Here is a 25,863-nt window from a genome sequence, read left to right as displayed (position 1 = left end):
GGGCCCTTCGTCAGGGCCGACGACGACGCAGCGCGACCCGGTGCGGCACGGCGGTGATCAGCGGTCCACGCGGGCGCTGCCCCCACCGGCGAGTTTGACCACCTGGTCCTTGGTGACCATGGAGGTGTCACCCGGGGTGGTCATCGCCAGCAGGCCGTGGGCGGCGCCGTACTCCACCGCGGTGGCCAGCGGCTCACCTGTGATCAGGCCGTAGATGAGGCCGGAGGCGAAGGAGTCGCCGCCGCCCACACGGTCCATGATCTCCATGTTCTTGCGGTGGGTCGCCTCGGCGAAGCCCTCGTCGGCGGACCAGGCGATCGCGCCCCAGTCGTTGTCCGAGGCGGTGTGCACGGTGCGCAGCGTGTTGCCGATCACCTGGAAGTTCGGGAACGTCTTCGAGGCGGTGGCGATCATGGACTTGAAACTGGAGATGTCCAGGTCGGCGAGATTCTCGTCCACGCCCTCCACCTCGAACCCGAGGGAGGCGGTGAAGTCCTCCTCGTTACCGATCATCACGTCGATGTGCGGGGCGATCCGGGAGTTGACCTCCCGGGCCTTGTCCACCCCGCCGATCGACTTCCACAGGCTCGGGCGGTAGTTCAGGTCGTAGGAGACGATCGTGCCGTGCTTCTTCGCCGCGGTCACGGCCTCGACCACGACCTCGGCGGTGGTCTCGCTCAGTGCGGCGAAGATCCCGCCGGTGTGCAACCAGCGCACGCCCAGGTCGCCGAAGATGTGGTCCCAGTCCACATCGCCGGGTGCGAGCCGGCTGGCGGCGGTGTGCCCGCGGTCTGAGACACCGACCGCCCCGCGCACGCCGAAACCGCGCTCGGTGAAGTTCAGCCCGTTGCGGGCCTCGCGGCCCAGACCGTCGAAGGGGGTCCACTTGATGAAGGAGGGGTCCACCCCACCGGTGAGGATGAAGTCCTCCACCAGGCGGCCCACCTCGTTGTCCACCAAGGCCGTCACCACGGCGGCACGCAGGCCGAAGGCGCGGCGCAGGCCCCGGGCCACGTTGTACTCGCCACCACCTTCCCAGACCCGGAACTGCCGCGTGGTGCGGATGCGTCCATCGCCGGGGTCCAGCCGCAGCATCACCTCGCCCAGGGACAGCACGTCGTAGCGGGTTTCCTCAGCGGGGCGGATGTTCAGAGCCATCGTGGCTGCTCCTTCGAGATCGGGGATGTGGTTCGGATCGGCCGGTGGTCAGGCCGGAAGGTTGGGTGGTGGTGGCACGACCATGGGGTGGCCGTGGGGGACCGTCCGGGGGCTGTGGCGCCGCCCGGCGCGTCGCCGGCGGGCCCAAGGCCAGCCGGCGCCAGGTCAGCGGGCGGCCAGGCGCACGGCCTCGGCGGTCAGGCCGCTGATCTCGTCGAACGCGCCTGCAGCGACCTTGTCCCGCGGCACCATCCAGGATCCGCCCACGGCCAGCACGCTCGGCAGGTCCAGGTACTCGGCGAGGTTGGACGGGCCTATCCCGCCGGTGGGCACGAACCGCAGCCCGCCGAACGGGGCGGACAGGGCCTTGATCGCCTTGGCGCCCCCGGAGGTCTCGGCGGGGAAGAACTTCACCACCTCCAGGCCGGCCGCGAGCGCGGCCTGGACCTCGGAGGCGGTCACGGCGCCGGGTAGCGGCAGCACGCCGCGCTCCTGGGCCCGGGCCACCACGGGAGCGTGGAAGCCGGGGGAGACGATGTACCGCGCCCCCGCGTCCACGGCGGCGTCCACCTGTTCCGGGGTGAGGACGGTGCCCGCCCCGACCAGCACGTCACCGCGGGCGGCGAAGGCCTTGATCGCCTCGGCCGCGGCGCTGGTGCGGAAGGTCACCTCCGCCACCGGGAGGCCACCGGCGACCAGGGCCTGGGCCAGGGGATCGGCGGAGCGGGCGTCGTCGAGCACCACCACGGGCACCAGCCGCGCGGCGCCCAGTTGCTCGAGAAGTTCAGTGGACATCGGCATCTCCTGATCGCAAACGTTTACAGCAAGCCTTGACGGGGAACGCTAGCACGGACAGGATAAGGGCTACAAGAGTGACCGGAAACGTTTGCAGCCTCGACCGTCCGCAGCGTTGTGGTCGATCCGCCCCGTCCTCTCGGGGTGTGGTCGCCCGCAGCGAAGTGAGCGGGGCGTAGGTCTGCCACGCACGCGGCGGGAAGGTGGGGCATGAGCACGACCATTCATGACGTGGCCCGCACCAGCGGGGTCTCAACCGCCACCGTCTCGCGGGCGCTGGCCGGATCACCCGGCGTGGCCGCCGCCACCCGGGCCCGGGTGGCCCGGGCCGCCCGGGAGCTCGGCTACGTGCCCAACCGTGCCGCCCGGCAGCTGGTCACCGGCCGGGGCTACTCGGTCGGTCTGGTGCTACCGGACCTGGAGAACTCCTTCTACTCCTCGGTGACCAAGGGTGTGCAGCAGCGGGTGCGGGCCGCGGGCTTCACCGCGGTGGTGGCCGACACCGATGAGGACGTCGAGACCGAGCGAGCGGTCCTGGAACAGTTGGCGGCCGGGATCGATCGGCTGATCCTCGCCTCCCCCCGGGTGCCCGATGAGGACCTGCTCGAGTTGTCCACCCGGGCGGACCTGGTGCTGATCAACCGGCAGGTTCCGGCCCGGCCCGGCGCCGGGGCGGCGGGCGCCGGGGACGGCCACGTGGTCCGGGACGGCATCGCCAGTGTGGTGCCGGACAACGCCAGCGGGATCGCCCAATCGATCCGACACCTGCGCAACCTCGGCCACCGCCGGATCGGCTATGCCGGCGGGCCCGGTACCTCCTGGTCGGATGCGCGGCGCCGCGCCGCCTACCGAGCCGATTCCCAAGGTGTGCAGATCGTGGACCTGGGGGCCTTTCGGCCCGGGCAGGCCGGGGGTGTCACCGCGGCGGATGAGGCGATCGCCACGGGGGTCAGCGCGGTGCTGGCCTTCAACGACCAACTCGCCATCGGCATGCTGGGCCGCTTCGCCGCTCGCCGCGTGGCCGTGCCGGAGCAGATCTCGGTGGTCGGGTTCGACGACGTGCAGGTGGCCGCCCTGCTGGCTCCGGCGCTGACCACCGTGGCGGTGCCGGCGAAGCGGATGGGAGCCCGGGCCGTGGACCTCCTGCTGGCCACGCACGCCCCGGCCCGCCGGTTCCGGCCCAGTCCGGTCCAGTCGGTGGAAGCGGTGGAACTTCAGGTCCGGGCCTCCACCGCGGAACCGTTCCAACCGCCAGCGGGCGCCGGCAGCGCCCCAGTAGAGTGACCGGCATGAGCAAGGCATCCGCATGACCGAGGACATCCGCGTCATGATCATCGACGATCACGAGGTGGTCCGTCGTGGCCTGCTCGAGGTGGTCCAGCGAGCCGAGGGCCTGGAGGTGGTGGCCGAGGCCAGTTCGGTGGCCGAGGCGACGCGCCGGCTCGTGCTGGTGCGTCCGGATGTGCTGCTGGTGGACCTGCAACTGCCCGATGGTACCGGGATCGAGATCATCAACGCCGCCGGCCGGCATGTGCCCGAGGCCGGGTGCATCGTGCTGACCTCGTTCGACGACGACGACGCGGTGGCCGCCTCCCTGGCGGCCGGCGCCAAGGCGTTCGTGCTCAAGACCGTCCGCGGGGCCGAGATCGCCGACGTGATCCGCTCGGTCGCGGCCGGTCGAACCCTGCTCGATGAACGCACCGTGACGCGCCGCAAGGCCCACGTCGAGGACCCGACAGCGGATCTGACCGCCTCCGAACTGCGGATCGTCGAACTCATCGGTGAGGGGCTGGCCAACCGGCAGATCGCCGAGGTCCTCGGGGTGGCGGAGAAGACCGTGAAGAACCACGTCACCGCGGTGCTGGCGAAGATGGGCCTGCAGCGCCGGACGCAGGTGGCCGCATGGGTGGCCGGGCAACGCTCATCCGGGTGGCGGGGCGCCCAGGAGAGCGCGGCTCAGCCCGGCCGGCACCCCTGAGGAGACCCTGCCCCTCCCGGGCCACCACAGCCCCGGGGCTGCAAGGATGGAGCCATGACCTCCTCCGAGCACACCGGCGCCCCAGGTTCCATCCCACCAGACTCTCCGGCCGACGCCGCGCTGCGCGAGCGCGTTGCGGGCCTGATGCCCCGAGCGCTGGCGGACCTGGGTGACCTGGTCGCCTTCCGCTCCGTCGCCGACGCCGAGGTGGAGGACCCGGCTCAGTGCATCGCAGCAGCGCACTGGGTGCGCCGAGCCCTCATCGACGAGGGTCTGACCGCGGACCTGGTGCCCACCCCTGACGGCAGCGATGCGGTGATCGGGCACTACCAGGGGCCACCGGGAGCCCCCCGGGTGCTGCTGTACGCCCACTACGACGTCCAGCCCGCCACCCCTGCCCAGTGGACTGGCGATCCCTGGACGCTGACCGAGCGGGAGGGGCGCTACTACGGTCGGGGGGCCGCGGACTGCAAGGGATCGGTGATCACCCACCTGACCGCCCTGCGGGCGTTGCGGGCCGACGGCGACTATCCGGTCTCCCTGACCGTTGTGGTGGAGGGGTCGGAGGAGCAGGGCACCGGCGGGCTGGAACAACTCGTCCTGGCCGATCCCGACAGCTTCGCTGCCGACGTGATCCTGATCCAGGACACCGGGAACGCCGCGGTGGGGGTGCCGACCCTCACCGTCGCGCTGCGTGGTGTGGTCGATGCGACGGTGCGGGTGCAGTCCCTGAGCACATCCCTGCACTCGGGTGCCTTCGGTGGAGCGGCCCCCGACGCCCTGGCGGCGCTGATCGCCATCCTGGCCAGCCTGCGCAACGCCGACGGTGACACCGTGATCGATGGGCTGCCGGCCACCGGCACCTGGGACGGGATGGGGTATGACACCGAGCAGTTCGCCCGCGACGCCGGATTGGTGGACGGGGCCCAGGTGATCGGTTCGGGCACCGTGGCGGACCAGATCTGGGCGCGGCCGGCCGCGACCGTGCTGGGTATCGACGCTCCGGCGGTGGAGGGTGCGGTGGCGGCGATCCAGCCCCGAGCCGCGGCCCGGGTGAACCTGCGTATCCCGCCCTCGGTCGATCTGGCCGAGGCCGAGACCGCCCTGGTGGAGCACCTTCGGTCGCACGCCCCGTGGGGTGTCGAGGTGGCGGTGGAGGTGACCGGACGCGGCCGGCCCTTCGCCGCGCGCACCGACACCCCTGCCTTCGCCGAACTCAGCAACGCGCTGGCCCAGTCCTACGGCCGGGCCACGGTGACGAACGGTCAGGGCGGAGCCATCCCGTTGACCGCAGCGCTGGCCGAGGCGCACCCGCAGGCCGCGATCGTCATGCTCGGCCTGTCCGAACCGGAGTCACGGATGCACGCCCCCGACGAGAGCGTGCACCCCGGGGAGATCGAGCACATCGCGCTGGGCACGGCGCTGTTCATGCGCCGGCTGGGTGGGCGTGGCTGACCCACGGGCTGCTGGCCGAGCGACCGAGGTCGGTGCGACGCCGATCCACGGCTGCGCAACACCGCGGGTCGGTGCGACATAGAGCCGGCACGAGCCGAACTGGAGGGAACGGTCATGGTGCGGGCGATGCTTCGGGCAGTGTTCCTGCTGGTGGCGATGGGGGTGCTGGCCGGCTGTTCCGGTGCAGTGCCCGGGTACGCACCCGGCGTGCAGCCGTTGGCGAAGGTCGAAGGATGGCGCGTCGAGCCGTTTCACCCCGACGTGCCCTTCGGGCTCGTGGAGGTTGCCTACGACCGCGACACCGCCGAGCAGGCGTGGCGGGAGAACGTGCCGGAGGATCTCGGGGAGGGCGACAGCGCGGAGGGGGAGCCGGGGCGCTACGGCTCATTGGACGGTGTCGACTTCTCTGCTCAGGTGCTGGTGGTGTGGCACTCGGGCCAGTCCGGCAGTTGTCCGAGTTGGCTGGCCGGAATCGAAAGTGACGGTGCGGCGGTCGCGATCGAACGGGGCGAGTATGTTCCGCAGGACGCGTGCACCGATGACTACAACCCGTACCGCATGGTGCTCGCCGTTGCCGCCGACCGGCTGCCTGAGCCTGGTCTGCTGCCGACCCAGGACGTCGTGATCGACACCATCTCCGACGGCCGCGTCAGCGCCTACCCGGACGAGCGCGTCACGAACCAGAGCGGGTGAACCGCCCGGACCGGACGGAGTTCACGGACCCGACTGCGCTCGACGCAGCGGTACCGTCCAACTCAGGCACAGCCCGCCGTCGCCGCTGTTGTCCCAGGTGAAGGTCCCACCGTGCTGGCGGGCGCGCTGCCCGAGGTTCGCCAAGCCCGAGGAGCGCACCGAGGTGGCCCTCAGCCCCACGCCGTCATCCTGGATCTGCACCTGCAGCTCCTCCGTGCTCAACCGCAGCCGCACGTGCAGCGAGGACGCGCGCGCGTGCCGGGCCGCATTGGCCAGCCCCTCCCGGACCACCGCGACCACATCATCGGCCAGATCGTCCTCGATGCGCGCATCCACCTCATCCGAGGCCAGCGGCGCATCCTTCGGCTCGCGCTCCAGGATCAGGGAGGGGGCGAAGCCCAGCCCGGTACGGGCCAGGGAGACCTCCCGCTCCAACCGGTCCACCAGCCCGGCCCGCTCGTCCGGTGAGCGCAACGCGTGCACGATCGAGCGGATCTGGCGCACCGATTCATCCACCCCCGTCAGCGCCTCATCGAGGACTTCGAGCAGCCGCGGCTCATCCGCGGGGATCTGCTCCCGCGCCTGGGTCAACTGCAGCCCGGATGCGAACAACTGCTGGATGGCCAGATCGTGCAGATCACGGGAGATCCGGGCGCGCTCGTCCAGCACCGAGGCACGGTCCTGGGCGTCGCGCGCCTCGGCCAGTTCCAACGTCAGGGCAGCCTGCCGGGCGAAGGACTCGGCGATGGCCAGATCGGTGTCGGTGAACTCCGGCGCGCTCTTGCGGCGCAGCAGCACGATCACGCCCATCACCGCCTGGCCACCGGTCAGCGGGGCGTACAGCGAGGGCCCGTACCGGCTGAACTGCGCCAGGCGCACCACCTCGGCCCGGGCGAAGGAGTCCACGATCATCCCGCTGCCGCTCTCGATCACCTGGACCGCGCGACCGTTCGCGGGCATGGTCGCCCCGAGCAGGTCACCGTGGAGGTCGCCGTCGACGATCTCGATAACCCAGTCCTTGGACAGACCCGGTAGCACCAGCACGGCGGTATCAGCCCTGGCGATCGTGCGGGCCCGCTGCGCGATCATCTCCAGGGCCTCCTCCACATCGATGCCCTGCAGCATCGCGGTGGTGATCTCCTGCCCGGCCGCCACCCACCGCTCCCGGGTCCGGATGTCGGAGTAGAGCCGGGCGTTCTGCACCGCGATCGCCGCGCCGGCGGCCAGCACCTTGACCTGATCGGCGTCCCCCTGGCTGAAACCGCCGGGCTTCTCCGACAGGTAGATGCGCCCGTACACCTGGCCACCGATCAGCAGGGGCAGGCCCAGAAAGGAGCGCATCGGCGGATGGTCCGCCGGGAACCCCCCGAATGCCTCATGGGTGGTGAGGTCGTCCAGGATCAGCGCACCCTCGGCGGGGATGGCACCGAGGACGCCGTGGCCCCGGGGTGGGTCGTGGGTGTCGGTGAAGGACCGAGGCATGCCGGTGTAGATGAACGTCTCGTTCACGCCGGCCGAGTCCAGTACACCGATGGCGGCGTAGCGGGCTCCGGTGATCTGTGCGGCGGTGTCGACCAGTTCCTGCAGCACCTGATCGAGTTCGAGGTGGGAGGTCAGCGACAGGACTGCCCGCAGGATCGGTTCCATGGCTCACAACGTACGCGGCGCCGGCATGTGGCGTCCTCGGGAAACGCCGGCTACCGGCCGCGACCGGCGCGGCGCGAAGCCGGTGCCGTACGCGTGATGGTTCGGACGCAGCGCCCGGTATGGCCCACCATCGAGAGGTTGTGTGCGATACTCGCCGTGGTACTGCGGGTGGAACCCATACCAGCCGCAGGACCCGACGACATCGGCATAGGTAGTTGGGGTTCGAGTCTTCATGCGCCGCCAGACCGGCCAGGCGCAGGGACCCGGACCGACCACCCGGCACCGGCCCACATGGCACGGAAGATGGCGCCGCGAGAGTTCCCCGCGAGAGATCGCGAAAATTCTCGAACCGACAGACTTTTTCCTACCCGGTACCGGCTCCGGCCGGTACCACCGAGCAGCCCGGAACGCCAGATATGGGTGGCGGCGCCGGGCCGGAGCGTACCTCGTGAGCGATCAGCCCACCAGTAACGAGACCACCAACGAAGAAGAATCCACGCCCGCCGCATCGGGCCGGCGCAGGCCGCGGCGGGCAACCAGGCCGGTGATGACACCAGCGGAGCGCGAAGCGGCCGAGCGGGAGCAGGCAGCCGGTGCTGCCGGCGCCGCGGAGGACGGCGCAACACCCGAGGCCGACAAGGCCGCCGCGGTCGAGGTGACCGCGCCGGACACTGCCGACGCCGGGGATCCCGGGGGCGAGAGCGCCGAGGATACCGACGGCGAGGAGGCCGGCGAGGAGGCCCCTGCGGCCGAGACGGCCGACGGCGAGAATGCGGCCGAGACGACCGACGGGGAGAACGAGGCGAACACCGACCGCGGGGACGGCGCGTTCGATGTCTTTGCTGCGCTGGGTGTGGACCCGGACGCGGCTCCGGCCGAGACCACGACCAGCGCGGCCACGGTCGATGTGACCCTGCCTGAGCGGGATGACCGGCCCAGCCGCTCGCGCAGGAGCCGCCGCAAGTCCGGCGCCGGGCCGACCAGCGACCCGGGGCCGGAGCAACCGGCTCAGGCCAAGCAGGCGAACCGCCCGGAGCAGGCAGACCAGCCCGAGCGATCGGACCACCCCGAGCAACCGGATGGTGCCGACCAGACCGGCTCGGAGGCGGAGGCCGCCGGGTCGAGTGACGACGAGAACTCGCCCCGTCTGCCGGCGACCGCCTTGCTGTTCCAGCCGCCTGATCCCTCCCGTGCACGCCGCAGCCGTCGAGCCGCCGCACCTGCCGGACCGCCGCTGACCAGCGATGAGCCGGACTCGGCACCGGCCGATGGCAGCGAGGACGATGACCAGGACGACCAGGATGGCGAGAATGCCCAGCGGGGCTCCCGGGGTGGGGGACGCGGACGCGGCCGTCGTGGCGGTGGCCGCAGCGACACCGGCAGCACTGAGTCCGGTGGTGGCACCAAGGGGGCCGGGCAGGACGGGCCGGCCGCTGGCACCGCTGAGGACTCCGGCAGCCAGGACGGCTCGGATGAGGACCAGGACGGGTCCGGGGACGACTCGGACCAGCAGGGTGGAGGCTCCAAGCGCCGGCGCCGGCGTCGCGGTGGCCGTGGCCGCCGGCGGGGCCAGTCCGGTGGTTCGGACAGCCACTCCGGTGACTCCGAAGACGATGAGACGGCCGATTCCGCCGCTTCCGACGGCGGCCCGAAGGATTCGGGCCGCCGATCGAAGGGTCAGGGCAAGTCAGACGCCGCGTCCGCGAACTCGGACAGCGGGTCCGACCAGGCCGATGACGACACCGACGGGAACGCCGATAAGGGGAATGGCAACGGCGGCAACGGCGGCGGAGGTGGAGGCGAGCAGTCCGGTTCGTCGTCCTCGCGCCGGCGTCGCCGGCGCAGCCGCGGCTCACGCGGATCGGGTTCTGATGACTCCGGCCGCGATGAGGTGACCGCGCTGAAGGGCTCCACCCGGTTGGAGGCCAAGCGGCAGCGCCGACGCGACGGCAGGGATTCCCAGCGCCGCCGGTCGATCATCACCGAGGCCGAGTTCCTGGCCCGCCGGGAGTCGGTCAAGCGCGACATGGTGGTGCGCGAACGTGATGGGCGCACCCAGGTCGCGGTGCTCGAGGACGAGGTGCTCGTGGAGCACTACGTCGCTCGCAAGACGCAGGTGTCCCTGGTCGGCAACGTCTATCTGGGCCGCGTGCAGAACGTGCTGCCCTCGATGGAGGCCGCCTTCATCGACATCGGCAAGGGCCGTAACGCCGTGCTCTATGCCGGTGAGGTGAACTGGGACGCCGCAGGTCTGGAAGGGCAGCCTCGCCGGATCGAACAGGCGCTCTCCTCCGGTGACAGCGTGCTGGTGCAGGTCACCAAGGACCCGGTCGGTCACAAGGGCGCCCGGCTGACCTCCCAGATCACCCTGGCCGGCCGGTACCTGGTGCTGGTGCCCTCCGGTGCGATGACCGGGATCTCCCGGAAACTTCCCGACACCGAGCGGAACCGGTTGAAGAAGCTGCTCAAGGAGATCGTCCCGGACGATCAGGGCGTGATCGTGCGCACCGCGGCCGAGGGGGCCAGCGAGGAAGAGTTGCGCCGGGACGTGGAACGGCTGGGCAAGCAGTGGGCCGACATCGAGAAGAAGGTCGCCCGTAAGTCGCTTACCGCCCCGACCTTGCTCAAGGGTGAACCCGAGTTGTCGCTGCGGGTGGTGCGCGATGTCTTCAACGAGGACTTCAACTCCCTGACCATCTCTGGTGATGAGGCCTGGAAGACGATCTCGGAGTATGTCCAGGCGGTGGCTCCGGACCTGAGCACGCGGGTCTACCACTGGACCGACAACAAGGACTTGTTCGCCGAGTTACGGATCGATGAGCAGATCGCCAAGGCCCTGGATCGCAAGGTCTGGTTGCCTTCGGGCGGTTCCCTCGTGATCGATGACACCGAGGCGATGACCGTGGTGGACGTCAACACCGGCAAGTTCACCGGTACTGGCGGGACCCTGGAGGAAACGGTCACCCGCAACAACCTCGAGGCCGCCGAGGAGATCGTGCGCCAACTGCGGCTGCGCGATATCGGCGGGATCATCGTGATCGACTTCATCGACATGGTGCTCGAGGCCAACCGGGACCTGGTGCTGCGCCGGCTGGTGGAGTGCCTGGGTCGGGATCGCACCCGATACCAGGTGGCCGAGGTGACCTCGCTCGGCCTGGTGCAGATGACCCGCAAACGGATCGGCCAGGGGCTGCTGGAGGCGTTCAGCGACAGTTGTGAGCACTGCAACGGTCGCGGGTACCAGATACACGCTGACCCCGTGGACCCCGACGAGCGTTCCCGGCGGGGCGGAAAGGGCAAGAGCGGCCGCGGGGATTCCGCTCCGGACGAACAGCAGCGTGCCCAGGTGCGCGCTGCGCTGGCCAACATCGCCGCTGCAGCAGCGACCGCTCACGCCGAGCAGGACGCCAAGGAGGCTGAGACCGGGAGAACCGATGAGGCCGGCGCGTCCGCGGAGTCCGACGACGACAAGTCCGAGGAGTCCGCTGAGGCCGACCACCACAAGTCCGAAAAGAAGTCCGACGATGACGGGTCCGAGAAGGCCGAGACGTCCGACATAGCGGATGAGTCGGGTGGGTCTGACGAGGCGGGCCAGGCGGATGGGTCCGGCCAAGTGGGTGAGCCGGGTCAACCGGACGAGGTTGACCAGCCCGCAGCGACCGCCGAGTCCGTCGCGGCCGAGCCCGGCGGCTCCGCTGACGAGGCGGACAAGGGTGAGCAGGCCGCCGGCGGTAGTGAGTCGGACGGAGCGCAGGTACCGGAGGTACCGGCCGCAGAGCCTGAGGCTGCTCACCCGACGCCGAGCACCTGAACCAGCCTGGCTGTGTGAACCCGGGCAGTCCCGGCCGATGACGATCATCGCCCGGGACTGACCACGCCATCGGGTCCGGACTGGCTGGGTTACCGGCCCCTCGAGCCGTTCGTCGTCTTCATGCGCCCCGGCGCGCTCCCACGGGATCGACCCTGTAACCAGGTGCGCACCACGCGACGGACCACCACCGGGCCACCGGCCAGTAGCGCCACGGTCAGCAGGAACACCTGGTGCGTGGAACCGGAAGCGGCGATGGTGACCAGGAAGACCCCCAGCGCCCACCACATCGGCCACAGCATCGCCCGGGTGTAGGGGCCCCTGGACCGGCGCACGGAGTCGGCACCCCTACCGCTGAACGTGGGTTCGCCCAGCCGGCGCGGTGGTGTGTACGCATCGGCCAGGTCCAGCCCGGCGCGCCGTGCGAACGCTGCCAGCCCTTCCACGTCCCCGCCGGGGGCCCACTCGGGTGCGGGGAGCAACAGGCGCCACCGCTCCAGGCGATCGGCGAAGGCGAAAGCCCATGTGTGACCTTCGTGTGTGAGGCGCACCAACGTGACCACGCCCAGGTCCTGATCGGAACCGGCGGCGAGCCACGCCTCATGCCCACCGGCTCCGCGCACTCCGATGTTCGCGCCGTCGAAGCGCAACTCTGCCCGCTGGGCGAACTGCCTGGTCGCCTCAGGGGAGCCACCCGGCCTGTACACCGCGACCATCCGTCGCCAGTCGCGGTCCAACAGCCACTGGCCGGCCCACCACGCCCACGGTTCGATCACCGCCAGCAGGGCGACCAGCATGCTGATGGTCACCACCCAACCGGCCGAGTCGGACAACGCCAAGCCCAGGCCGGCGATCACGATCGCCGGTGCGGCCAGATACTGCAGCCACGGCTGCAACGGCGAGGCGGGCCCGACCTCGAGCCGGTTCCGCGTGTGGCGCCGGGCGGCCTGCTTCCGGCTCGCAGCCTGCCCCAGGTAGGGCTGCAGGTGCGGGGCAGGACGCAGCAGGTGCACCCCTGGGTGCGGGTCTGGCCCGGTGGGGCCGGACCCAGGGGCGTCGGCAGCGTTGGCAGCAGCCCGTGAGCGGCGCGAGCGTGCGGCGATACTGGGGTGGAGCGGGGGATGGGCCACGCCCCGACGCATCGGTGCCCCGAGCACCGCAGCACCGGCCACGAACCCGCCGGCCTCCAGTGCCCAGACCACCTGGGCGTGCACCGACAACTCAACCGGGGCCAGGGACGTCCATTCGGGTTGGCCGACCACCACGCCGGGCTGGGCCAGCCAATCCGCCACAGCCACCGCACCCAGGGAGTAGCCGTCCGCGCTACAGAAGTGGATCATCCCCAGGTCCTCGAACCGGTCGACCGGCAGATACCTCTGGGCCGGATCGGCCAGGAACTCGGCGGTGCCCGGCGTCGGTGGCGCCACGTGCATGAGGAAGGCGATCGGTTCGGACCCGCCGATCACCTCGTGACCGGCGTCAGTGGTCAGTTCCACCCGGTTCTGCAGGAACATCAACCGGGCGTAGCGGGCCCAGCGGGTCTGCGGGATCGCCCGCGGCGAGGAGCGCAACTCGATCCGGCCCGCAGCCGAGGGCAGCGGTGGCATCCCCGGGCGCTCGAAGTCCCACACGGCCGCGGTGAACATCGCGGCAAGATGGAAGGCGGCGTCGGCGCCGTACACGACGCGGCCGGCCAGGTACAGCGCGTGCAGGGTGCCCATCGCTCCGGCCTTGGTGCCGGTCAGCGCCCCAGCGGTGACCGCCAGGTGATCGCGCACCGTCACCAGGGTGGCGGCGAAACCGAACACCGGCTCGTCCTGGTGATGGCGCGGCGCCGGCTCGGATGCTACCGGCGCTCCGCCCCGCACCCGTTCCTCACCCCAGGGGGGCGGCGGGTGGCGACGCACGGTACGCAACTGGTCCCCGTCGATGCGCCAGTTCCGGGCGTGGATCTCGAACTGCTCGAGCTGCCGCCTCAGATTGGTGAACTCCTCGCGGAGTCTGCCCTGCTCGGCCGGGAGGAACTCGATCAGTTCGGACAGGGCCTGCCAGGCCCGGGCCCCCCGCTCCCGGGCGTGCACGAAGGGGTCACCGGGAAGTGCCAACAGCAGTTGCGTCGTCGTGCGCGGGTAGTGAGCCGGCAGCACCGGAGGGCGCAGCGGATCCATCGTTGAGTCAGGCATCGCCCGCCAAGATTAGCGCCCGGCAGTGCCGAACCGGCCCTACAGCCATGGGCAGACCAGCCCATTGCGTGGCGCTGCCGCGTCCGCTGGTGCCCGGTGGGCCCGGAGCGGTGAACCTCACAGTCAGAGGCCCACATCACAGGGCGTGGGGTTTGCTCGCACTGCCCCGTTCGCGTAACCTTGGGCGTCGGTGCCTCGTGCGCCGCAACCCTTCGCATGCGCTGTGATCCTCGTGTGCCCGCCCGCTTCGTGCCGGGGCCGGCTGCAGATATCCAGCCTCGAAGGACCTCAGATGTTGTCCGCGAGAAGGAATGAGCAAACGTGGTGTACGCGATCGTCAAGGCCGGTGGCCGGCAGGAGAAGGTGTCCGTGGGTGACATCGTGGTCGTGGACCGGCTCTCCGGTGACGCGGGCGACTCCGTGGAACTCACCCCCGTGCTGGTGGTGGACGGCGAGAAGGTGACCACCGACGCCGACGCACTGGCCAGGGTGACAGTCTCCGCCGAGATCGTCCGGGACGAGAAGGGCCCGAAGATCACTATCGGTAAGTACAAGAACAAGACCCGTTACCGCCGTCGGGCCGGTCATCGCCAGAAGTTGACCCGCCTGAAGGTCACCGGAATCGCCTAACACTCCCAGGAAGCAGGTACGTCATGGCAACGAAGAAGGGCGCGAGTTCTACCCGGAACGGCCGCGACTCCAACGCACAGCGGCTGGGAGTCAAGCGGTTCGGTGGGCAGGACGTCAAGGCCGGTGAGATCCTGGTGCGGCAGCGCGGCACCAAGTTCCACCCCGGTATCAACGTGGCTCGCGGTAGGGACGACACCCTCTACGCGCTGTCCGCAGGACAGGTTCAGTTCGGAAGCCGGCGGGGCCGCAAGGTCGTCGACGTCACGCTTGTGGACGCCTGAGATTCGACATCGGCGGGGGCGCACCGGCTAGCAGTCGGGGCGCCCCCGCTTTCGTATTCCCAGCCGGTTCCGGCGCCCGACCCACAACCACCGGAGGAGGGTAGTGATGGCCAGTTTCGTCGACCACGTGATGCTGCACGTACGCGGCGGTGACGGCGGCAACGGCTGCGTGTCGGTCCACCGGGAGAAGTTCAAGCCTCTGGGGGGCCCAGATGGCGCCAACGGCGGACCCGGCGGTGACGTGATCCTGCGGGTGGACAGCCAGGTCACCACGCTGCTGGACTACCACCACTCTCCGCACCGCCGCGCCGGCAACGGCACCCAGGGGATGGGGGACAACCGCACCGGCAAGAAGGGCGAGCACCTGGTCCTCGCTGTCCCCGACGGCACCGTGGTCAAGACCGCCAAGGGCGAGATCCTGGCCGACCTGGTCGGCCACGGCACCGAGTACGTCGCCGCGGCCGGGGGTAACGGCGGGCTCGGCAATGCCGCCCTGGCCTCGCGCAAACGCAAGGCTCCCGGATTCGCCCTGCTCGGGGAACCCGGGCAGGAGCGGGACCTGGTACTGGAACTCAAGACCGTGGCCGATGTGGCTCTGGTCGGCTTCCCCTCGGCGGGCAAGTCCTCCCTGATCGCGGCGATGAGCGCGGCGCGGCCCAAGATCGCCGACTATCCGTTCACCACTCTGGTGCCGAACCTGGGAGTGGTCCAGGCCGGACAGGCCCGGTTCACGATGGCCGACGTGCCCGGGCTGATCCCCGGCGCCTCCCAGGGCAGGGGTTTGGGCCTGGAGTTCCTGCGACACATCGAGCGGTGTGCCGTGATCGTCCATGTGCTGGACTGCGCCACCCTGGAGCCGAACCGGGACCCGATCAGCGATCTGGACGCGATCGAGGCGGAACTGGACGCCTACAGTGCCGACGTCGGAATCGAAGGTGGCCGGGTGCCGCTGGCGCAGCGCCCCCGGTTGGTGGTGCTGAACAAGGTGGACGTGCCCGAGGCCCAGGACCTGGCCGATCTGGTGCGGCCCGACCTGGAGGCCCGTGGCCTGGAGGTGTTCGAGGTCTCCGCGGTAGCGCGCAAGGGCCTTCGGCCGCTGTCCTTCAGACTGGCCGAGATCGTGCAACAGGCCCGCGATGCCGCCCCACCGCCGGAGCCAACCCCGACGGTGCTGCGCCCCCGCGCGGTGGACGAAACCGGGTTCGCTGTCACCCGGCGCAAGAGTGACCACGAGTACTTCCTGATCACCGGCACCAAACCAGAGCGCTGGGTGCGCCAGACCGACTTCGCCAACGATGAGGCCGTGGGTTACCTCGCCGACCGGCTGGCCCGCCTGGGAGTGGAGGAGGCGCTGTTCGAAGCGGGCGCCACCCCGGGTGCGGAGGTCGTGATCGGTGACGGCCCCGAGGGCGTGGTCTTCGACTGGGAGCCGACCATGATGACCGGCCCCGAACTCCTGGGCGCTCGCGGCTCCGACGTGCGTCTGGAGGAGCGGCAGCGGCCTACTCGGGCGGAGAAGCGCGAGGAGTTCCACAACCGGATGGACGCCAAGGCTGCCGCTCGCGAGGAGTTGTGGACCGACCGGGAGCAGTGAGGTCACCTCATCGGCGCGCACCGCACGGGACCCGGGGCGCCCAGTACATGGACGGTCCCGTCCGAATCGTGATCGGGTGCGCCACAATGGTGCCGTGACCAAGACCGTGACGGACCGGCGTGAACTGGGGGACCCCGGTCGCGCCCGACGAGTCGTGGTCAAGATCGGCTCCTCCTCGCTCACCGACGCGGCTGGGCGGCTGGATGTACACAAGCTCACCGCGCTCGTCGAGGTCCTGGCCCGTCGCCGAGCCGCGGGTGGGCAGGTGGTGCTGGTCTCCTCCGGGGCCATCGCCTCGGCGCTGGGCGTCCTCGGGCTCAGCGGCCGGCCCCGGGACCTGGCAACCGCCCAGGCCGCGGCCAGCGTCGGGCAAGGGCTCTTGATGGCGCACTACACGCGCGCGTTCGGTGCCCACGGGCTCACCGTCGGCCAAGTGCTGCTCACCGTGGAGGATGTGGTGCGCCGGGCCCATCACCGCAACGTCCAGCGCAACGTCGAACGACTGCTGGCGCTGGGAGTGGTGCCGGTGATCAACGAGAACGACGCCGTGGCCACCCAGGAGATCAAGTTCGGTGACAATGACCGGCTGGCCGCTCTGGTCTCGCACCTGTCCAAAGCCGACGCCCTGGTGCTGCTCACCGACGTCGACGCCCTGTACGATCGCTCGCCCCGGCTGCCCGGTGCCCGGCGGATCGCACGCGTCCGGGACCGACGAGACCTGGAGGGCATCGAGGTCACCGCACGAGGCGGGGCGGTGGGCACCGGGGGCATGGTCTCGAAGTTGGAGTCCGCCGCGATCGCCTCCGGCGCCGGGATCCCGGTGGTGGTGACCGCGGCACACAATGCCGGGGCCGTGTTGTCCGGTGAGGACGTGGGCACCTGGTTCGAGCCGGCCCGACGGCGCACCAATGCCCGGCGGCTGTGGTTGGCCCACGCCGCGCACACCGGAGGTTCGATCAGCGTCGACGAGGGTGCGGTGCAGGCGATCACTGCCGGGAAGAAGTCGCTGCTGGCGGCCGGCGTGGTGGACGTGACGGGGGAGTTCGACGCCGGCGACCCGATCGACGTGCTGGATCCAGCCGGCCGGGTGGTGGCTCGAGGCTTGGCCTCCTACAGCGCTGAGGAACTCCCTGCGCGTCTGGGCCGCACCTCGGTGCAGATGCGGGAGCAGTTCGGCCCGGACAGTGCCCGCGCGGTGGTGCACCGGGATGACCTGGTGGTGCTGGACCGCACCGACTGAGGCCGGCGAGACGGTCGCATCAGCCGACGGCGCGCTCCGGCGTCTCGGACTGGGACCGCGTCGTGGCGACCGAATGCGCAGCCCTTAGGTAGTTGACACGGCAAGATAGTTGACACGGCAACTATCCGACTCATAGGTTGATCCCAGGTTCAGAGCGTCAGCGCCAAGTCCCGGCTTGCTGACCGGCAACCCCCCGCGCGGCGGGGTGCTCCGGGAGATGACCTGGCCGCGGGCCACATGGCCCCCGGCAAGCGCATCACCGCTCCCCGCGGTGCAGACAGAAGGATGAAGACAGCGATGCACACCGACAGGACCCTTGCGTACCAGCGACGCCACGTCTCCTGTGTGATGTGTGCGATGTGTTGCTGCTTCATGTCGGCCTGAGCCGACACCTCAACCGGCAGCCTCGGGCCCTCTGACGGCCCCTCGGCGCCACCCCTCAGCCGGTCGGTGCGCACCTGAGCCCGATGCGTGACACACCGGGCGTGCGACCCGCGCTGAGGCAGCAATGTTGAGCCCTTTCTTGCACCGAGAGTGAGCACCCCATGTCTGCTGTACCTGCATCTGTGAACGAGACCGCGTCCCTGGTCGGATTGGATCTATCCAATGCCGGCGCGCCCCGGGACTGGCAGCGCGAGCGCAACGCCGAGACCGAGCAATTCATCATGGGCCGCCTGGCCGGCCTGGCCTCCCTCGCCGACCGGGGCGGGGTAGACCTGATCTCGCTGGATGAGACATTCCGGCTCGGTGGTAAGCGGCGCCGGGACGCCTGGCTGGACGGGGCGCTGGCTACCTCCCGCCTTGCCCGGCACACCACCCGGGCCGCCCTGGTGGCCACAGTTCCGCTGGGCATCACGCGCCCCGAACACGTCGCTGGTGCCATCGCCTCGGTGCACCGGGCCAGTGCCCAGCGCGCGGGCTGGCAGCTCGAGCAGGGCGCCACCGCCCAGGGCACCGGTGCGCGCACGGTGGATGCGGTGCTGGACGCGCCGGTGGCCGCACCCCGCAAGCGCACCGTGGATGATGTGGTTCGCGAACCAGTCCGCCCACTGGTGGTGGTACCGGTGCGCAACGGTGTGGACGCCGAGCTGGCTGCGGCGCGCGCTGACGTGGCACGGCTGTCGGTGGCAACCCTGGAGGAGGCCCGTGCCGCCCGGGCTGCGATCCGTGAAGCGGCAATCGAGTGGGGCCGGGCACCCGGTGACGTCAAGGTGCTGGTCGATGTGCACACGGTGATCTCCGCCGATCGGGCCAGCGCACAGGCACGCTGGGACCTGCTGTCCTCACTGGAACTGCCTTCCGGCCTGCCGGCTCTGCGCACCATCGGGACCGCCGAGGACCTCGCCACGCTCTGGAACGCGTGGGTCCGGGCCGGCGGAGCCGACGGGTTCACCGTGGTGCCGGCCTCGGTACCCACCGATGTGGTGGCTCTGGCCCAGGACCTGCTGCCGGCGCTGACCGAACTCGGGCTGCGTACGCCGGCGACGGCTCCGGTCACGCCCGCGGCGACGCCTGCTCGCTCCCGGCGTGCCCCGGTGCGGGTGCGATGAGCCGTCCTTCTCAGGCGGTCCCGGCCGGCCAGTCGTTCTCGGGCAACAGGTCGCGTAGCGGTGCCGAGCGCCCCGGTCCGAGGATCACCTGGGTGTCGATGTTCGCCGGGTCGATCTGTCGGATGAACTCGCGGCAGCGTCCGCACGGTGAGACCACGTGCAGGGTGCCGGCCTCATCGCGCCACACTGCCACGATCTGGGCGATACGGAACTCTCCGGCCGTCACCATCGCGGCGATAGCGGCGTGTTCGGCGCAGAAGCCGGTTCCGCACGGGGTGTCGATGCACACCCCTGAGTACCGCGCGCCGGCGGCCGTCACCAGGGTGGCTGCGACATCACCCGACTTCCGGTCCTCCGCCTCGCTGGGGTTCAGGTACTCCTGGGCCGAAGCGATCAGGGAGGAGAACGACGCGGTGTCCATAGGCGCGATCCTAGAGGGAACCGGTGTGGCAGCCCTCGCCGGTTCCCGTGGCGGACGGGCCCGGATCGACGGCCGCAGCGCACCGGCCGCGGCCTGGGAGCGCGGCGGCGGCGTAGGCTTGGCTGCATGACTCAGACGACGGCGCAGCCCGCCGCGGACGTGACGGCGCAGGTGCAGCAGGTGGCCGCCGACGCGAAGGTGGCCGCCCGCGCCCTGGCGCGGGCCACCCGGGCCACCAAGGACGCCGCACTGCACCGGATGGCCGATGCGTTGGTGGATGCCACCGACCGGATCGTGGCCGCCAACGATGTGGACGTGCGCCGGGAGGAGGCCGGCGGGATGAGCCCGGGCCTGCTGGACCGGCTCACCCTGGACGCCGGCCGCGTCGAGGGGATCGCCGAGGCGTTGCGGGACCTGGCGGCCCTGCCGGACCCGGTGGGGGAGGTGTTGCACGGTTCCACGTTGCCCAACGGGTTGCGGGTGCGGCAGGTGCGGGTGCCCATGGGGGTGGTGGGCATGATCTACGAGGCACGCCCGAACGTCACAGTCGATGCCGCCGGCCTGGCACTCAAGAGCGGGAACGCGGTGGTGCTGCGCGGGGGTTCGGCCGCCGCGCAGTCCAACCAGGAGATCGTGGCGGTCCTGGGTGAGGCACTGGAGCAGGCCGGCCTGCCCGCTGACCTGGTGCAGTCCATTGACGCCTACGGGCGCGCCGGCGCCCAGGCGCTGATGCGGGCCCGTGGGCTCATCGACGTACTGATCCCCCGCGGCGGGGCCGGACTGATCCAGACGGTGGTGACCGAATCCACGGTGCCGGTGATCGAGACCGGGGTGGGCAACTGCCACCTGTACGTCGATGCCGGCGCGCCGCTGGATCAGGCGCTGTCCCTGTTGCTGAACTCCAAGACCCACCGGTTAGGGGTGTGCAACGCCCTGGAGACCCTGCTGGTCCACGCCGAAGCCGCTGCGGACTTCATGCCCGCGGCCCTTGACGCCCTGGACGGCGCCGGGGTGCGGATCCACGGTGACGAGCGCACCCGCACCCTGGCCCCGGGCAACGTCGAGGTGCTCCCGGCGACCGAGCAGGACTGGTCCACCGAGTACCTCAGCGCCGACCTGGCCGTGGCCGTGGTCGATGACATCGATGCCGCCCTGGAGCACATCCGCACCTACTCCTCCGGGCACACCGACGCCATCTGTACCACCGACACCCGGAGTGTGGCACGGTTCACCACCGAGGTGGATTCAGCCGCCGTGATGGTTAATGCCTCCACCCGGTTCACCGACGGCGCCCAACTCGGCCTCGGCGCGGAGATCGGGATCTCCACCCAGAAACTGCACGCACGCGGACCGATGGGCCTGACCGAGTTGACCACCACCACCTGGGTGGTGGAGGGAGACGGGCACATCCGAACCTGAGTGCCCGACTGACATGCCCGGCCTGCGGCGTGGCCCGGCAGGTGTTCGGCATCAGTGGGGCGGTAGAGTTGGGCCTCGGACGATCGACGGCGCAGCGCCCCTGGTATGGCGAGCATCACCGAGGTGGTAGGAACCCGGGCGGGAACGTGCGAAACTGTGCCTGTAGAGCAAGGAACAGAGAGGACCGGAGTCGATGAGCAGTTCGCTGCTGACTTTCACCGCAATGGCCGCCGAGGCATCGAGTCTGCCGATGCCGCCGGTGGGGTACGGAGTAGTGTCCATCACCATCTTGATGTTCCTGCTCTTGGTGACGATCGCATTCCGCTCGGTTGGTACCCGCCAGCGCCACAAGTGAGGCTGCCCGATTACACAGTGTCGGAGTTGACGTGAGCACACCCACGCGCACCCGGATCGGGATCATGGGCGGCACGTTCGACCCGATCCATCATGGTCACCTGGTTGCCGCCAGCGAGGTGGCCGACGAGTTCGATCTGGACGAGGTCGTCTTCGTGCCCACCGGCGCTCAGCCCTTCAAGTCGGACCGCGACGTGACCTTGGCCGAGCACCGGTACCTGATGACTGTGATCGCTACCGCCTCCAACCCCAGGTTCACCGTTTCTCGGGTGGATATCGACCGCGGCGGGGTGACCTTCACCGTCGATACGTTGCGGGACCTGCACAGGGCCCTGCCGGAAGCGGAGTTGTTCTTCATCACCGGCGCTGATGCGCTGGGCCAGATCCTGCAGTGGAAGGACTCCCCGGAGTTGTGGGAACTGGCCCACTTCGTGGGAGTTACCCGCCCGGGGCACGAACTCAGCGGTCAGGACCTGCCCGATGGGGAATACTCCCTGCTCGAGATTCCCGCGATGGCGATCTCCTCGACCGACTGCCGCACGCGGGTCTCGGAGAACAAGCCGGTGTGGTATTTGGTGCCTGACGGCGTGGTGCAGTACATCGCCAAGCACGGTCTGTACCGGGACCCGGCCACGTTCCACCGGCCGGAATTTGGTGTCAGCACTGACGGGAGGGACAGTGACGCGGTGGCGGTGAACTCGGCGTGAACCAGCCGGTCGACCCGAACGAGGACACCACCACCGCCGGTCTGGGCGAGCGACGCCGACGGCGTGAGGCCGAGCGGGCCCGTGCCCGCGCCGCGGGCCGGGCGGAGGAACGTCCCCTGACACGGCGCGAACGGCGCGCCCGCGATGAGGCGCTGGCCAGCGGTGCCCTGACCTATGGGCCCGACGGTCTGGTACCCACCTCGGAGTTCGAGCGGATCGAGGCCGAGAGCCTGTCGGCCGCCTCGGCCGCCTCGGCCGCCGAACCGGCGAGCGCTGCTTCAGCGGCCTCGGCTACGGATCCGCCGCCCCGCAGCAGACGGGCGCGCCGGGAAGCCGAGCGAGCCGCCACCGCGGCTTCGGCTGTGTCGGCACTGTCCGCGCCGTCGGCGACCGAGGCGCCCGCACAGCCGAAGACAGACCGGACCGAGGAACCGGTGCGTCGACGTGAGCCTGACGGTCCCACAGCCGGGAGCGATCCCGGGCAGACGGCAGCCCAGCGTGAGCCGGAGGAGCCTGCGGCGGGGAGCGTGCCGGAGGAGGCCGCGGCTGACCGGGCTTCGGAGGAGGCCGAGGAGCGGCGTGAGCCGCAGGAGCCTGCGGCCGGGCGTACCTCCGAGGATCAGGAGACCCGGTCCGAGCCCGAGCAACGGGAGGGGAGTCCGGCGATGCCGAGCGCGCCCTCGCCCGACGGCGGCCCGGCGACGGCGCTGATGGTGCCGGTGTCCCGCAAGTCCCTGCGGGACAAGCGAGCCGCGGCGCCGGCACCGCCCACGATGGATGCCCGGCCGGCCGAACGCACCAGTACCGGCCGGCGTCCGGTGGTGCGGCCACCGGCCTCGGTGCGTGCCCGCCGCGGGGTGGACGGATCAGGGGAACTGACGGCCATCCAGCGCGCGGTCCGCGAGGCGAACACCGCGGCCGAGGGCATCGCGGTGGGGGAGCAGGGTGAATCCTCGTCCCCGACCTCCTGGCACTCGGCTGTGGACATCCCGGCGGTCAGTTACGAGGTGAGCCAGCAGACGGTGCGCCCTGGGGCCACCGCCGCTTCCGCGCCGACGGCCCGTTCGGACTCTGACACGGTTTCCGCACCGAGCGGTGACTCCGGTCCTCCCGCAGTATCCGCACCGACGGCTGGCTCCGGTTCGAGCGCGGCTTCCGCGCCCACGACCGACTCCGGTCCCACCGCGGTTTCCGCACCGAGCGCAGACTCCGGACCGGCCGCGGCTTCCGCGCCGACACCGTCCCGAGCGCCCGAGGTGACCTCACCGCAGGAGCCGCACTCGCCGTCGTCGGCCCCTTCGGTAGCCAGCGCCGACACCGAGGACGACGACGACGGCGCCTTCGACATGACGCCGCGCTGGGAGTCGCTGCAGCGGGCCGAGGCCCTGCGGGCCAGGGCCGATGCCGAGCCGGCGGCACGCCCCACGCCACCGTTGCGCACCTCGGCGATGCGCTCGGCTGAAGTCGGCGAACCTCCGGTACAGCCGTTGGGCCCTGCGGAGGAGGACCCCGAGGACGAACTCCACGAGGCCGAGGCACGCAAGACGCCCGGCTGGCTGTTCGCGCTGCAGATGCTGGTGTTGGTTCTGGTGATCGCGATCCTCGGGGCGTTGGTATACCTGTTCGCCACCGGGGACTTGTTCGGGGACGACGACGCCGCTGTCCTCGGACTGTCCGGTTCCGTCCTCTGGTCAACGGGCCGCTGAGGCGGCTCGGGCCGTAGACTGGGTTCGACCAGGGCGTCTACCCGAGGAGAACCGTGCCCGCTGACGAACGAGCCATCGAACTGACCGAGGTGGCCGCACTCGCGGCCGCGAACCTCAAGGCGGAGGAGATCATCGCCCTCGACGTCTCCGAGCGGCTCGTGCTCACCGACGTCTTCGTGGTGGCCTCGGGCAGCAGTGAACGGCAGGTGCGCTCGATCGTCGATGCGGTGGAGGAGGCTCTGGCCGACCACGGCGCGAAACCGGTGCGCCGCGAGGGTGTGGCTGAGGCACGCTGGGTGCTGCTGGACTTCGGCGACATCGTCGTGCACATCCAGCACGCCGAGGACCGGGTCTACTACGCGCTGGAACGGCTTTGGAAGGACTGCCCGGTCATCGAACTGCCCGAGGAGGTCCGGGCCGGCGCTCAGGGTGACGGTGCCGGGCAGGCATGAGCGCCACCATCCTGTTCTGGCGTCACGGCCAGACCGATTACAACGCCCAGGGGCGGCTGCAGGGCCAGGTGGATATCCCTCTGAACGAGGTGGGCCGGGCCCAGGCGCTCGCGGCCGCGCCGGCTTTGAGCCAGATCGAACCCGTCGCGATCATCTCCTCGGACCTGGTGCGGGCGCGCGATACCGCCGAGTACCTCGCCGAACGGACCGGGGTGGCGGTGAGCACGGACGCGCGGTTGCGGGAACGCAACTTCGGTGCCTGGGAGGGTCTGACGCACGAGGAGATGCGCGCCGGGTGGGCCGACGCCTTCGCCGTATGGCGTGATGGTGGTCACCCTGCGGGCATCGGGGCCGAGACTCGTTCGGCGCTCGGGCAGCGTGTGGCGCAGGCAGCCGCGGAGGCATCGGCGGGCTACGAGGAAGGCGGGGTGGTCGTGTTGGTGGCCCATGGGGCCGCGATTAGCGCGGGATTAGTGGCTTTGCTGGGCCACGATCCGGAGACCTGGCACGGCATCACCGGGATCGGCAACTGCCATTGGAGCGTGGTGCGCCCGAACAACGGCGCCGAGCCCGGGTGGCGGATGACCGCGCACAACGCCGGCGGGGGTCTGGTCGATTTTCCCCAAGGGGCCAGGATCGTCTAGAGTATCTCTCGCCTGCACAGGCACCCGGGGCTATGGCGCAGTTGGTAGCGCGCTTCCATGGCATGGAAGAGGTCGGGGGTTCGAATCCCCCTAGCTCCACCATAGGAGGCTTACTCGAAACGGCACCTGCTGCAGAGCCGGTGAAGAGTGAGCTCCAGGCCGTTGTCACGACTGTCGAGTTGTCAGCAAAGAGACCGCCCATCTGGGCGGTCTCTTTGTCTTTGGTGGGGATGGCTCCGTGGCCGAGGGCGAACGCGGCGGCGAAGTGTCGCCGGATGGCCTCCTGGTCGAGTCCGAGGGTCGCGGCCTTGTAGGCGGCTTCGGCGGCGAACAGCTGGGCATGGGGTTCGGTGAGGCGGCTGCCGACGACGTCCTCGTCGGTGATGTAGATCGCGCCAAACACGGCCTGGTTGAGGCGGCGGCGGACTTCGTCGGTGGTGTCCTTGTACAGCTCGTGCGGGTTCTCGAGCAGGCTCAGCTGCGCGTCGAGGAACCTTGCTCCGGCGGTCAGGTCGATCGTGACGGCGTCACGCTGGGTGGTGAGGCGTTCGCGCTCCTGCTGGATCTTCCTCAGCCTGGTTTTGATCTTCCCGGTTGTGACGGTGCCGTCTGCGGCTAGGTCGAGGAGGTTCTCTTCCTGGGTGTCGAGTGCGGCGAGCTGGTCGTCGAGTTGCTTCTTCAGGAGCCGCTGTGCCGCGTCTGCGTCACCGAGGGTGTCGGCCATGAGGGACCGGATCGCGGCGAGGAACTCGGGTGTGTACCGCTTGACCTCGTAGTGGCGCTCGACGGCGTCCTCGACGCGGTAGAGGTTGTGGTGCGGGCTGGTGCAGGTGCCGTCCTTGGTGCCGGGGCAGAAGTAGTAGAAGTACTCCTGCCCGGTGCCGTCCGACCGAGCGCTGGATGAGCAGGCGCCGGTCGACGTCGCGTTGCTGCTTGCACTGGCCGCAGAAGACGGTGCCCTTGAGGTAGTGGTGGTGCTCGCGGCGGCGTTCGCCGGACTTGCCTCGGGCGCGGTTGACCTCCCGAGTTGCACAGTAGGTTGCTAGCAATGGGTGTTGCGGTGCTGTGATCTGGGCTTTTGCTCGGGTGGGGATGGTTTTCGGGATACTAATCGGATGGCGTTCGTGCGTAAGGTTCGCACCGGTTCG

22 protein-coding genes, 1 tRNA gene and 1 riboswitch are annotated in these 25,863 nt (G+C 70.3%); of the genes, 18 read left to right on the top strand and 5 right to left on the bottom strand.

Going from position 1 to position 25,863, the window contains the following annotated elements:
• Nucleotides 1–57: 57 nt before the first annotated feature.
• Together ACO0LV_RS15495 and eda are read right to left on the bottom strand one after the other, a co-directional pair.
• Nucleotides 58–1,158: a sugar kinase gene (locus ACO0LV_RS15495; protein ID WP_424788818.1), complete on the bottom strand. Its 1,101-nt coding sequence runs from the start codon at nucleotides 1,156–1,158 to the stop codon at nucleotides 58–60.
• Nucleotides 1,159–1,323: 165 nt separating this feature from the next.
• A complete protein-coding gene (gene eda, locus ACO0LV_RS15490) occupies nucleotides 1,324–1,953 on the bottom strand; it encodes a bifunctional 4-hydroxy-2-oxoglutarate aldolase/2-dehydro-3-deoxy-phosphogluconate aldolase (RefSeq protein ID WP_424788817.1) in 630 nt (209 codons plus the stop codon).
• Nucleotides 1,954–2,163: 210 nt separating this feature from the next.
• Here eda and ACO0LV_RS15485 point away from each other — a divergent pair, with 210 nt between their 5' ends.
• The 4 genes from ACO0LV_RS15485 (at nucleotide 2,164) to ACO0LV_RS15470 (ending at nucleotide 6,079) form a co-directional block, all read left to right on the top strand.
• Complete coding sequence (locus ACO0LV_RS15485) at nucleotides 2,164–3,237, top strand: LacI family DNA-binding transcriptional regulator (RefSeq protein WP_424788816.1); 1,074 nt, start codon at nucleotides 2,164–2,166, stop codon at nucleotides 3,235–3,237.
• Nucleotides 3,238–3,280: 43 nt separating this feature from the next.
• Nucleotides 3,281–3,931: a response regulator gene (locus tag ACO0LV_RS15480; protein ID WP_424788914.1), complete on the top strand. Its 651-nt coding sequence runs from the start codon at nucleotides 3,281–3,283 to the stop codon at nucleotides 3,929–3,931.
• A 54-nt stretch (nucleotides 3,932–3,985) separates the two neighbouring features.
• Nucleotides 3,986–5,386 carry a M20/M25/M40 family metallo-hydrolase gene (locus ACO0LV_RS15475; RefSeq protein WP_424788815.1) on the top strand — a complete coding sequence of 467 codons (1,401 nt, stop codon included), beginning with the start codon at nucleotides 3,986–3,988 and terminating at the stop codon, nucleotides 5,384–5,386.
• A gap of 126 nt (nucleotides 5,387–5,512) precedes the next feature.
• A complete protein-coding gene (locus ACO0LV_RS15470; RefSeq protein WP_424788814.1) occupies nucleotides 5,513–6,079 on the top strand; it encodes a hypothetical protein in 567 nt (188 codons plus the stop codon).
• A gap of 21 nt (nucleotides 6,080–6,100) precedes the next feature.
• Here ACO0LV_RS15470 and ACO0LV_RS15465 read toward each other — a convergent pair whose 3' ends face one another.
• Nucleotides 6,101–7,726 carry a GAF domain-containing protein gene (locus ACO0LV_RS15465; protein ID WP_424788813.1) on the bottom strand — a complete coding sequence of 542 codons (1,626 nt, stop codon included), beginning with the start codon at nucleotides 7,724–7,726 and terminating at the stop codon, nucleotides 6,101–6,103.
• A 448-nt stretch (nucleotides 7,727–8,174) separates the two neighbouring features.
• On the opposite strand from ACO0LV_RS15465, the gene ACO0LV_RS15460 reads away from it, so the two are divergent.
• Nucleotides 8,175–11,537 carry an Rne/Rng family ribonuclease gene (locus tag ACO0LV_RS15460; protein WP_424788812.1) on the top strand — a complete coding sequence of 1,121 codons (3,363 nt, stop codon included), beginning with the start codon at nucleotides 8,175–8,177 and terminating at the stop codon, nucleotides 11,535–11,537.
• Between the two features lie 89 nt (nucleotides 11,538–11,626).
• Here ACO0LV_RS15460 and ACO0LV_RS15455 read toward each other — a convergent pair whose 3' ends face one another.
• The gene (locus ACO0LV_RS15455) at nucleotides 11,627–13,717 is read right to left on the bottom strand and encodes a hypothetical protein (RefSeq protein ID WP_424788811.1); all 2,091 of its coding nucleotides are present in this window, start codon (nucleotides 13,715–13,717) and stop codon (nucleotides 11,627–11,629) included.
• A gap of 321 nt (nucleotides 13,718–14,038) precedes the next feature.
• Here ACO0LV_RS15455 and rplU point away from each other — a divergent pair, with 321 nt between their 5' ends.
• The 5 genes from rplU (at nucleotide 14,039) to ACO0LV_RS15430 (ending at nucleotide 19,012) form a co-directional block, all read left to right on the top strand.
• Complete coding sequence (gene rplU / locus ACO0LV_RS15450) at nucleotides 14,039–14,347, top strand: 50S ribosomal protein L21 (protein ID WP_424788810.1); 309 nt, start codon at nucleotides 14,039–14,041, stop codon at nucleotides 14,345–14,347.
• A 23-nt stretch (nucleotides 14,348–14,370) separates the two neighbouring features.
• The gene (gene rpmA, locus ACO0LV_RS15445) at nucleotides 14,371–14,628 is read left to right on the top strand and encodes a 50S ribosomal protein L27 (protein ID WP_424788809.1); all 258 of its coding nucleotides are present in this window, start codon (nucleotides 14,371–14,373) and stop codon (nucleotides 14,626–14,628) included.
• A 106-nt stretch (nucleotides 14,629–14,734) separates the two neighbouring features.
• Nucleotides 14,735–16,222: a GTPase ObgE gene (gene obgE / locus ACO0LV_RS15440; protein ID WP_424788808.1), complete on the top strand. Its 1,488-nt coding sequence runs from the start codon at nucleotides 14,735–14,737 to the stop codon at nucleotides 16,220–16,222.
• A gap of 94 nt (nucleotides 16,223–16,316) precedes the next feature.
• Nucleotides 16,317–17,462 carry a glutamate 5-kinase gene (gene proB / locus ACO0LV_RS15435; protein ID WP_424788807.1) on the top strand — a complete coding sequence of 382 codons (1,146 nt, stop codon included), beginning with the start codon at nucleotides 16,317–16,319 and terminating at the stop codon, nucleotides 17,460–17,462.
• Between the two features lie 146 nt (nucleotides 17,463–17,608).
• Nucleotides 17,609–17,722, top strand: a riboswitch (SAM riboswitch).
• A gap of 285 nt (nucleotides 17,723–18,007) precedes the next feature.
• Nucleotides 18,008–19,012 carry a hypothetical protein gene (locus tag ACO0LV_RS15430; protein ID WP_424788806.1) on the top strand — a complete coding sequence of 335 codons (1,005 nt, stop codon included), beginning with the start codon at nucleotides 18,008–18,010 and terminating at the stop codon, nucleotides 19,010–19,012.
• A 10-nt stretch (nucleotides 19,013–19,022) separates the two neighbouring features.
• Here ACO0LV_RS15430 and ACO0LV_RS15425 read toward each other — a convergent pair whose 3' ends face one another.
• Nucleotides 19,023–19,433, bottom strand: a complete 411-nt coding sequence (locus ACO0LV_RS15425) for a cytidine deaminase family protein (protein WP_424788805.1) — start codon at nucleotides 19,431–19,433, stop codon at nucleotides 19,023–19,025.
• A gap of 126 nt (nucleotides 19,434–19,559) precedes the next feature.
• Here ACO0LV_RS15425 and ACO0LV_RS15420 point away from each other — a divergent pair, with 126 nt between their 5' ends.
• The 8 genes from ACO0LV_RS15420 (at nucleotide 19,560) to ACO0LV_RS15385 (ending at nucleotide 25,334) form a co-directional block, all read left to right on the top strand.
• Complete coding sequence (locus ACO0LV_RS15420) at nucleotides 19,560–20,852, top strand: glutamate-5-semialdehyde dehydrogenase (RefSeq protein ID WP_424788804.1); 1,293 nt, start codon at nucleotides 19,560–19,562, stop codon at nucleotides 20,850–20,852.
• Nucleotides 20,853–21,045: 193 nt separating this feature from the next.
• On the top strand, nucleotides 21,046–21,207 hold the full coding sequence (locus ACO0LV_RS15415; protein ID WP_424788803.1) for a hypothetical protein: 162 nt from the start codon (nucleotides 21,046–21,048) through the stop codon (nucleotides 21,205–21,207).
• A 31-nt stretch (nucleotides 21,208–21,238) separates the two neighbouring features.
• The gene (gene nadD / locus ACO0LV_RS15410; RefSeq protein ID WP_424788802.1) at nucleotides 21,239–21,913 is read left to right on the top strand and encodes a nicotinate-nucleotide adenylyltransferase; all 675 of its coding nucleotides are present in this window, start codon (nucleotides 21,239–21,241) and stop codon (nucleotides 21,911–21,913) included.
• On the top strand, nucleotides 21,910–23,619 hold the full coding sequence (locus ACO0LV_RS15405; RefSeq protein WP_424788801.1) for a hypothetical protein: 1,710 nt from the start codon (nucleotides 21,910–21,912) through the stop codon (nucleotides 23,617–23,619). Before nadD ends, ACO0LV_RS15405 begins: the two co-directional genes overlap by 4 nt.
• Nucleotides 23,620–23,672: 53 nt before the next feature.
• Nucleotides 23,673–24,071: a ribosome silencing factor gene (gene rsfS / locus ACO0LV_RS15400; protein ID WP_424788800.1), complete on the top strand. Its 399-nt coding sequence runs from the start codon at nucleotides 23,673–23,675 to the stop codon at nucleotides 24,069–24,071.
• Nucleotides 24,068–24,715 (top strand): histidine phosphatase family protein, encoded by a 648-nt coding sequence (locus ACO0LV_RS15395; protein ID WP_424788799.1) that lies wholly within the window; start codon nucleotides 24,068–24,070, stop codon nucleotides 24,713–24,715. The genes rsfS and ACO0LV_RS15395 overlap by 4 nt, the downstream gene beginning before the upstream one ends.
• Nucleotides 24,716–24,741: 26 nt before the next feature.
• Nucleotides 24,742–24,817 (top strand) — tRNA-Ala (locus ACO0LV_RS15390).
• A 136-nt stretch (nucleotides 24,818–24,953) separates the two neighbouring features.
• A complete protein-coding gene (locus ACO0LV_RS15385; protein WP_424788798.1) occupies nucleotides 24,954–25,334 on the top strand; it encodes a hypothetical protein in 381 nt (126 codons plus the stop codon).
• The last annotated feature ends 529 nt before the right edge of the window (nucleotides 25,335–25,863 follow it).

The organism is Pseudactinotalea sp. Z1739 (assembly GCF_049725055.1).
GTDB lineage: Bacteria > Actinomycetota > Actinomycetes > Actinomycetales > Beutenbergiaceae > CALKWS01.
Note: the sequence above shows the minus strand (reverse complement) of the source record. Positions and strands in the feature narration are given on the sequence as shown.

Coding starts and splice junctions, on each gene's coding strand:
- ACO0LV_RS15495 (WP_424788818.1), bottom strand. CDS start 1,158: ATGGCTCTGAACATCCGCCCCGCTGAGGAAACCCGCTACGACGTGCTG.
- eda (WP_424788817.1), bottom strand. CDS start 1,953: ATGTCCACTGAACTTCTCGAGCAACTGGGCGCCGCGCGGCTGGTGCCC.
- ACO0LV_RS15485 (WP_424788816.1), top strand. CDS start 2,164: ATGAGCACGACCATTCATGACGTGGCCCGCACCAGCGGGGTCTCAACC.
- ACO0LV_RS15480 (WP_424788914.1), top strand. CDS start 3,281: ATGATCATCGACGATCACGAGGTGGTCCGTCGTGGCCTGCTCGAGGTG.
- ACO0LV_RS15475 (WP_424788815.1), top strand. CDS start 3,986: ATGACCTCCTCCGAGCACACCGGCGCCCCAGGTTCCATCCCACCAGAC.
- ACO0LV_RS15470 (WP_424788814.1), top strand. CDS start 5,513: ATGCTTCGGGCAGTGTTCCTGCTGGTGGCGATGGGGGTGCTGGCCGGC.
- ACO0LV_RS15465 (WP_424788813.1), bottom strand. CDS start 7,726: ATGGAACCGATCCTGCGGGCAGTCCTGTCGCTGACCTCCCACCTCGAA.
- ACO0LV_RS15455 (WP_424788811.1), bottom strand. CDS start 13,717: ATGCCTGACTCAACGATGGATCCGCTGCGCCCTCCGGTGCTGCCGGCT.
- rpmA (WP_424788809.1), top strand. CDS start 14,371: ATGGCAACGAAGAAGGGCGCGAGTTCTACCCGGAACGGCCGCGACTCC.
- obgE (WP_424788808.1), top strand. CDS start 14,735: ATGGCCAGTTTCGTCGACCACGTGATGCTGCACGTACGCGGCGGTGAC.
- ACO0LV_RS15430 (WP_424788806.1), top strand. CDS start 18,008: ATGTCTGCTGTACCTGCATCTGTGAACGAGACCGCGTCCCTGGTCGGA.
- ACO0LV_RS15425 (WP_424788805.1), bottom strand. CDS start 19,433: ATGGACACCGCGTCGTTCTCCTCCCTGATCGCTTCGGCCCAGGAGTAC.
- ACO0LV_RS15420 (WP_424788804.1), top strand. CDS start 19,560: ATGACTCAGACGACGGCGCAGCCCGCCGCGGACGTGACGGCGCAGGTG.
- ACO0LV_RS15415 (WP_424788803.1), top strand. CDS start 21,046: ATGAGCAGTTCGCTGCTGACTTTCACCGCAATGGCCGCCGAGGCATCG.
- ACO0LV_RS15395 (WP_424788799.1), top strand. CDS start 24,068: ATGAGCGCCACCATCCTGTTCTGGCGTCACGGCCAGACCGATTACAAC.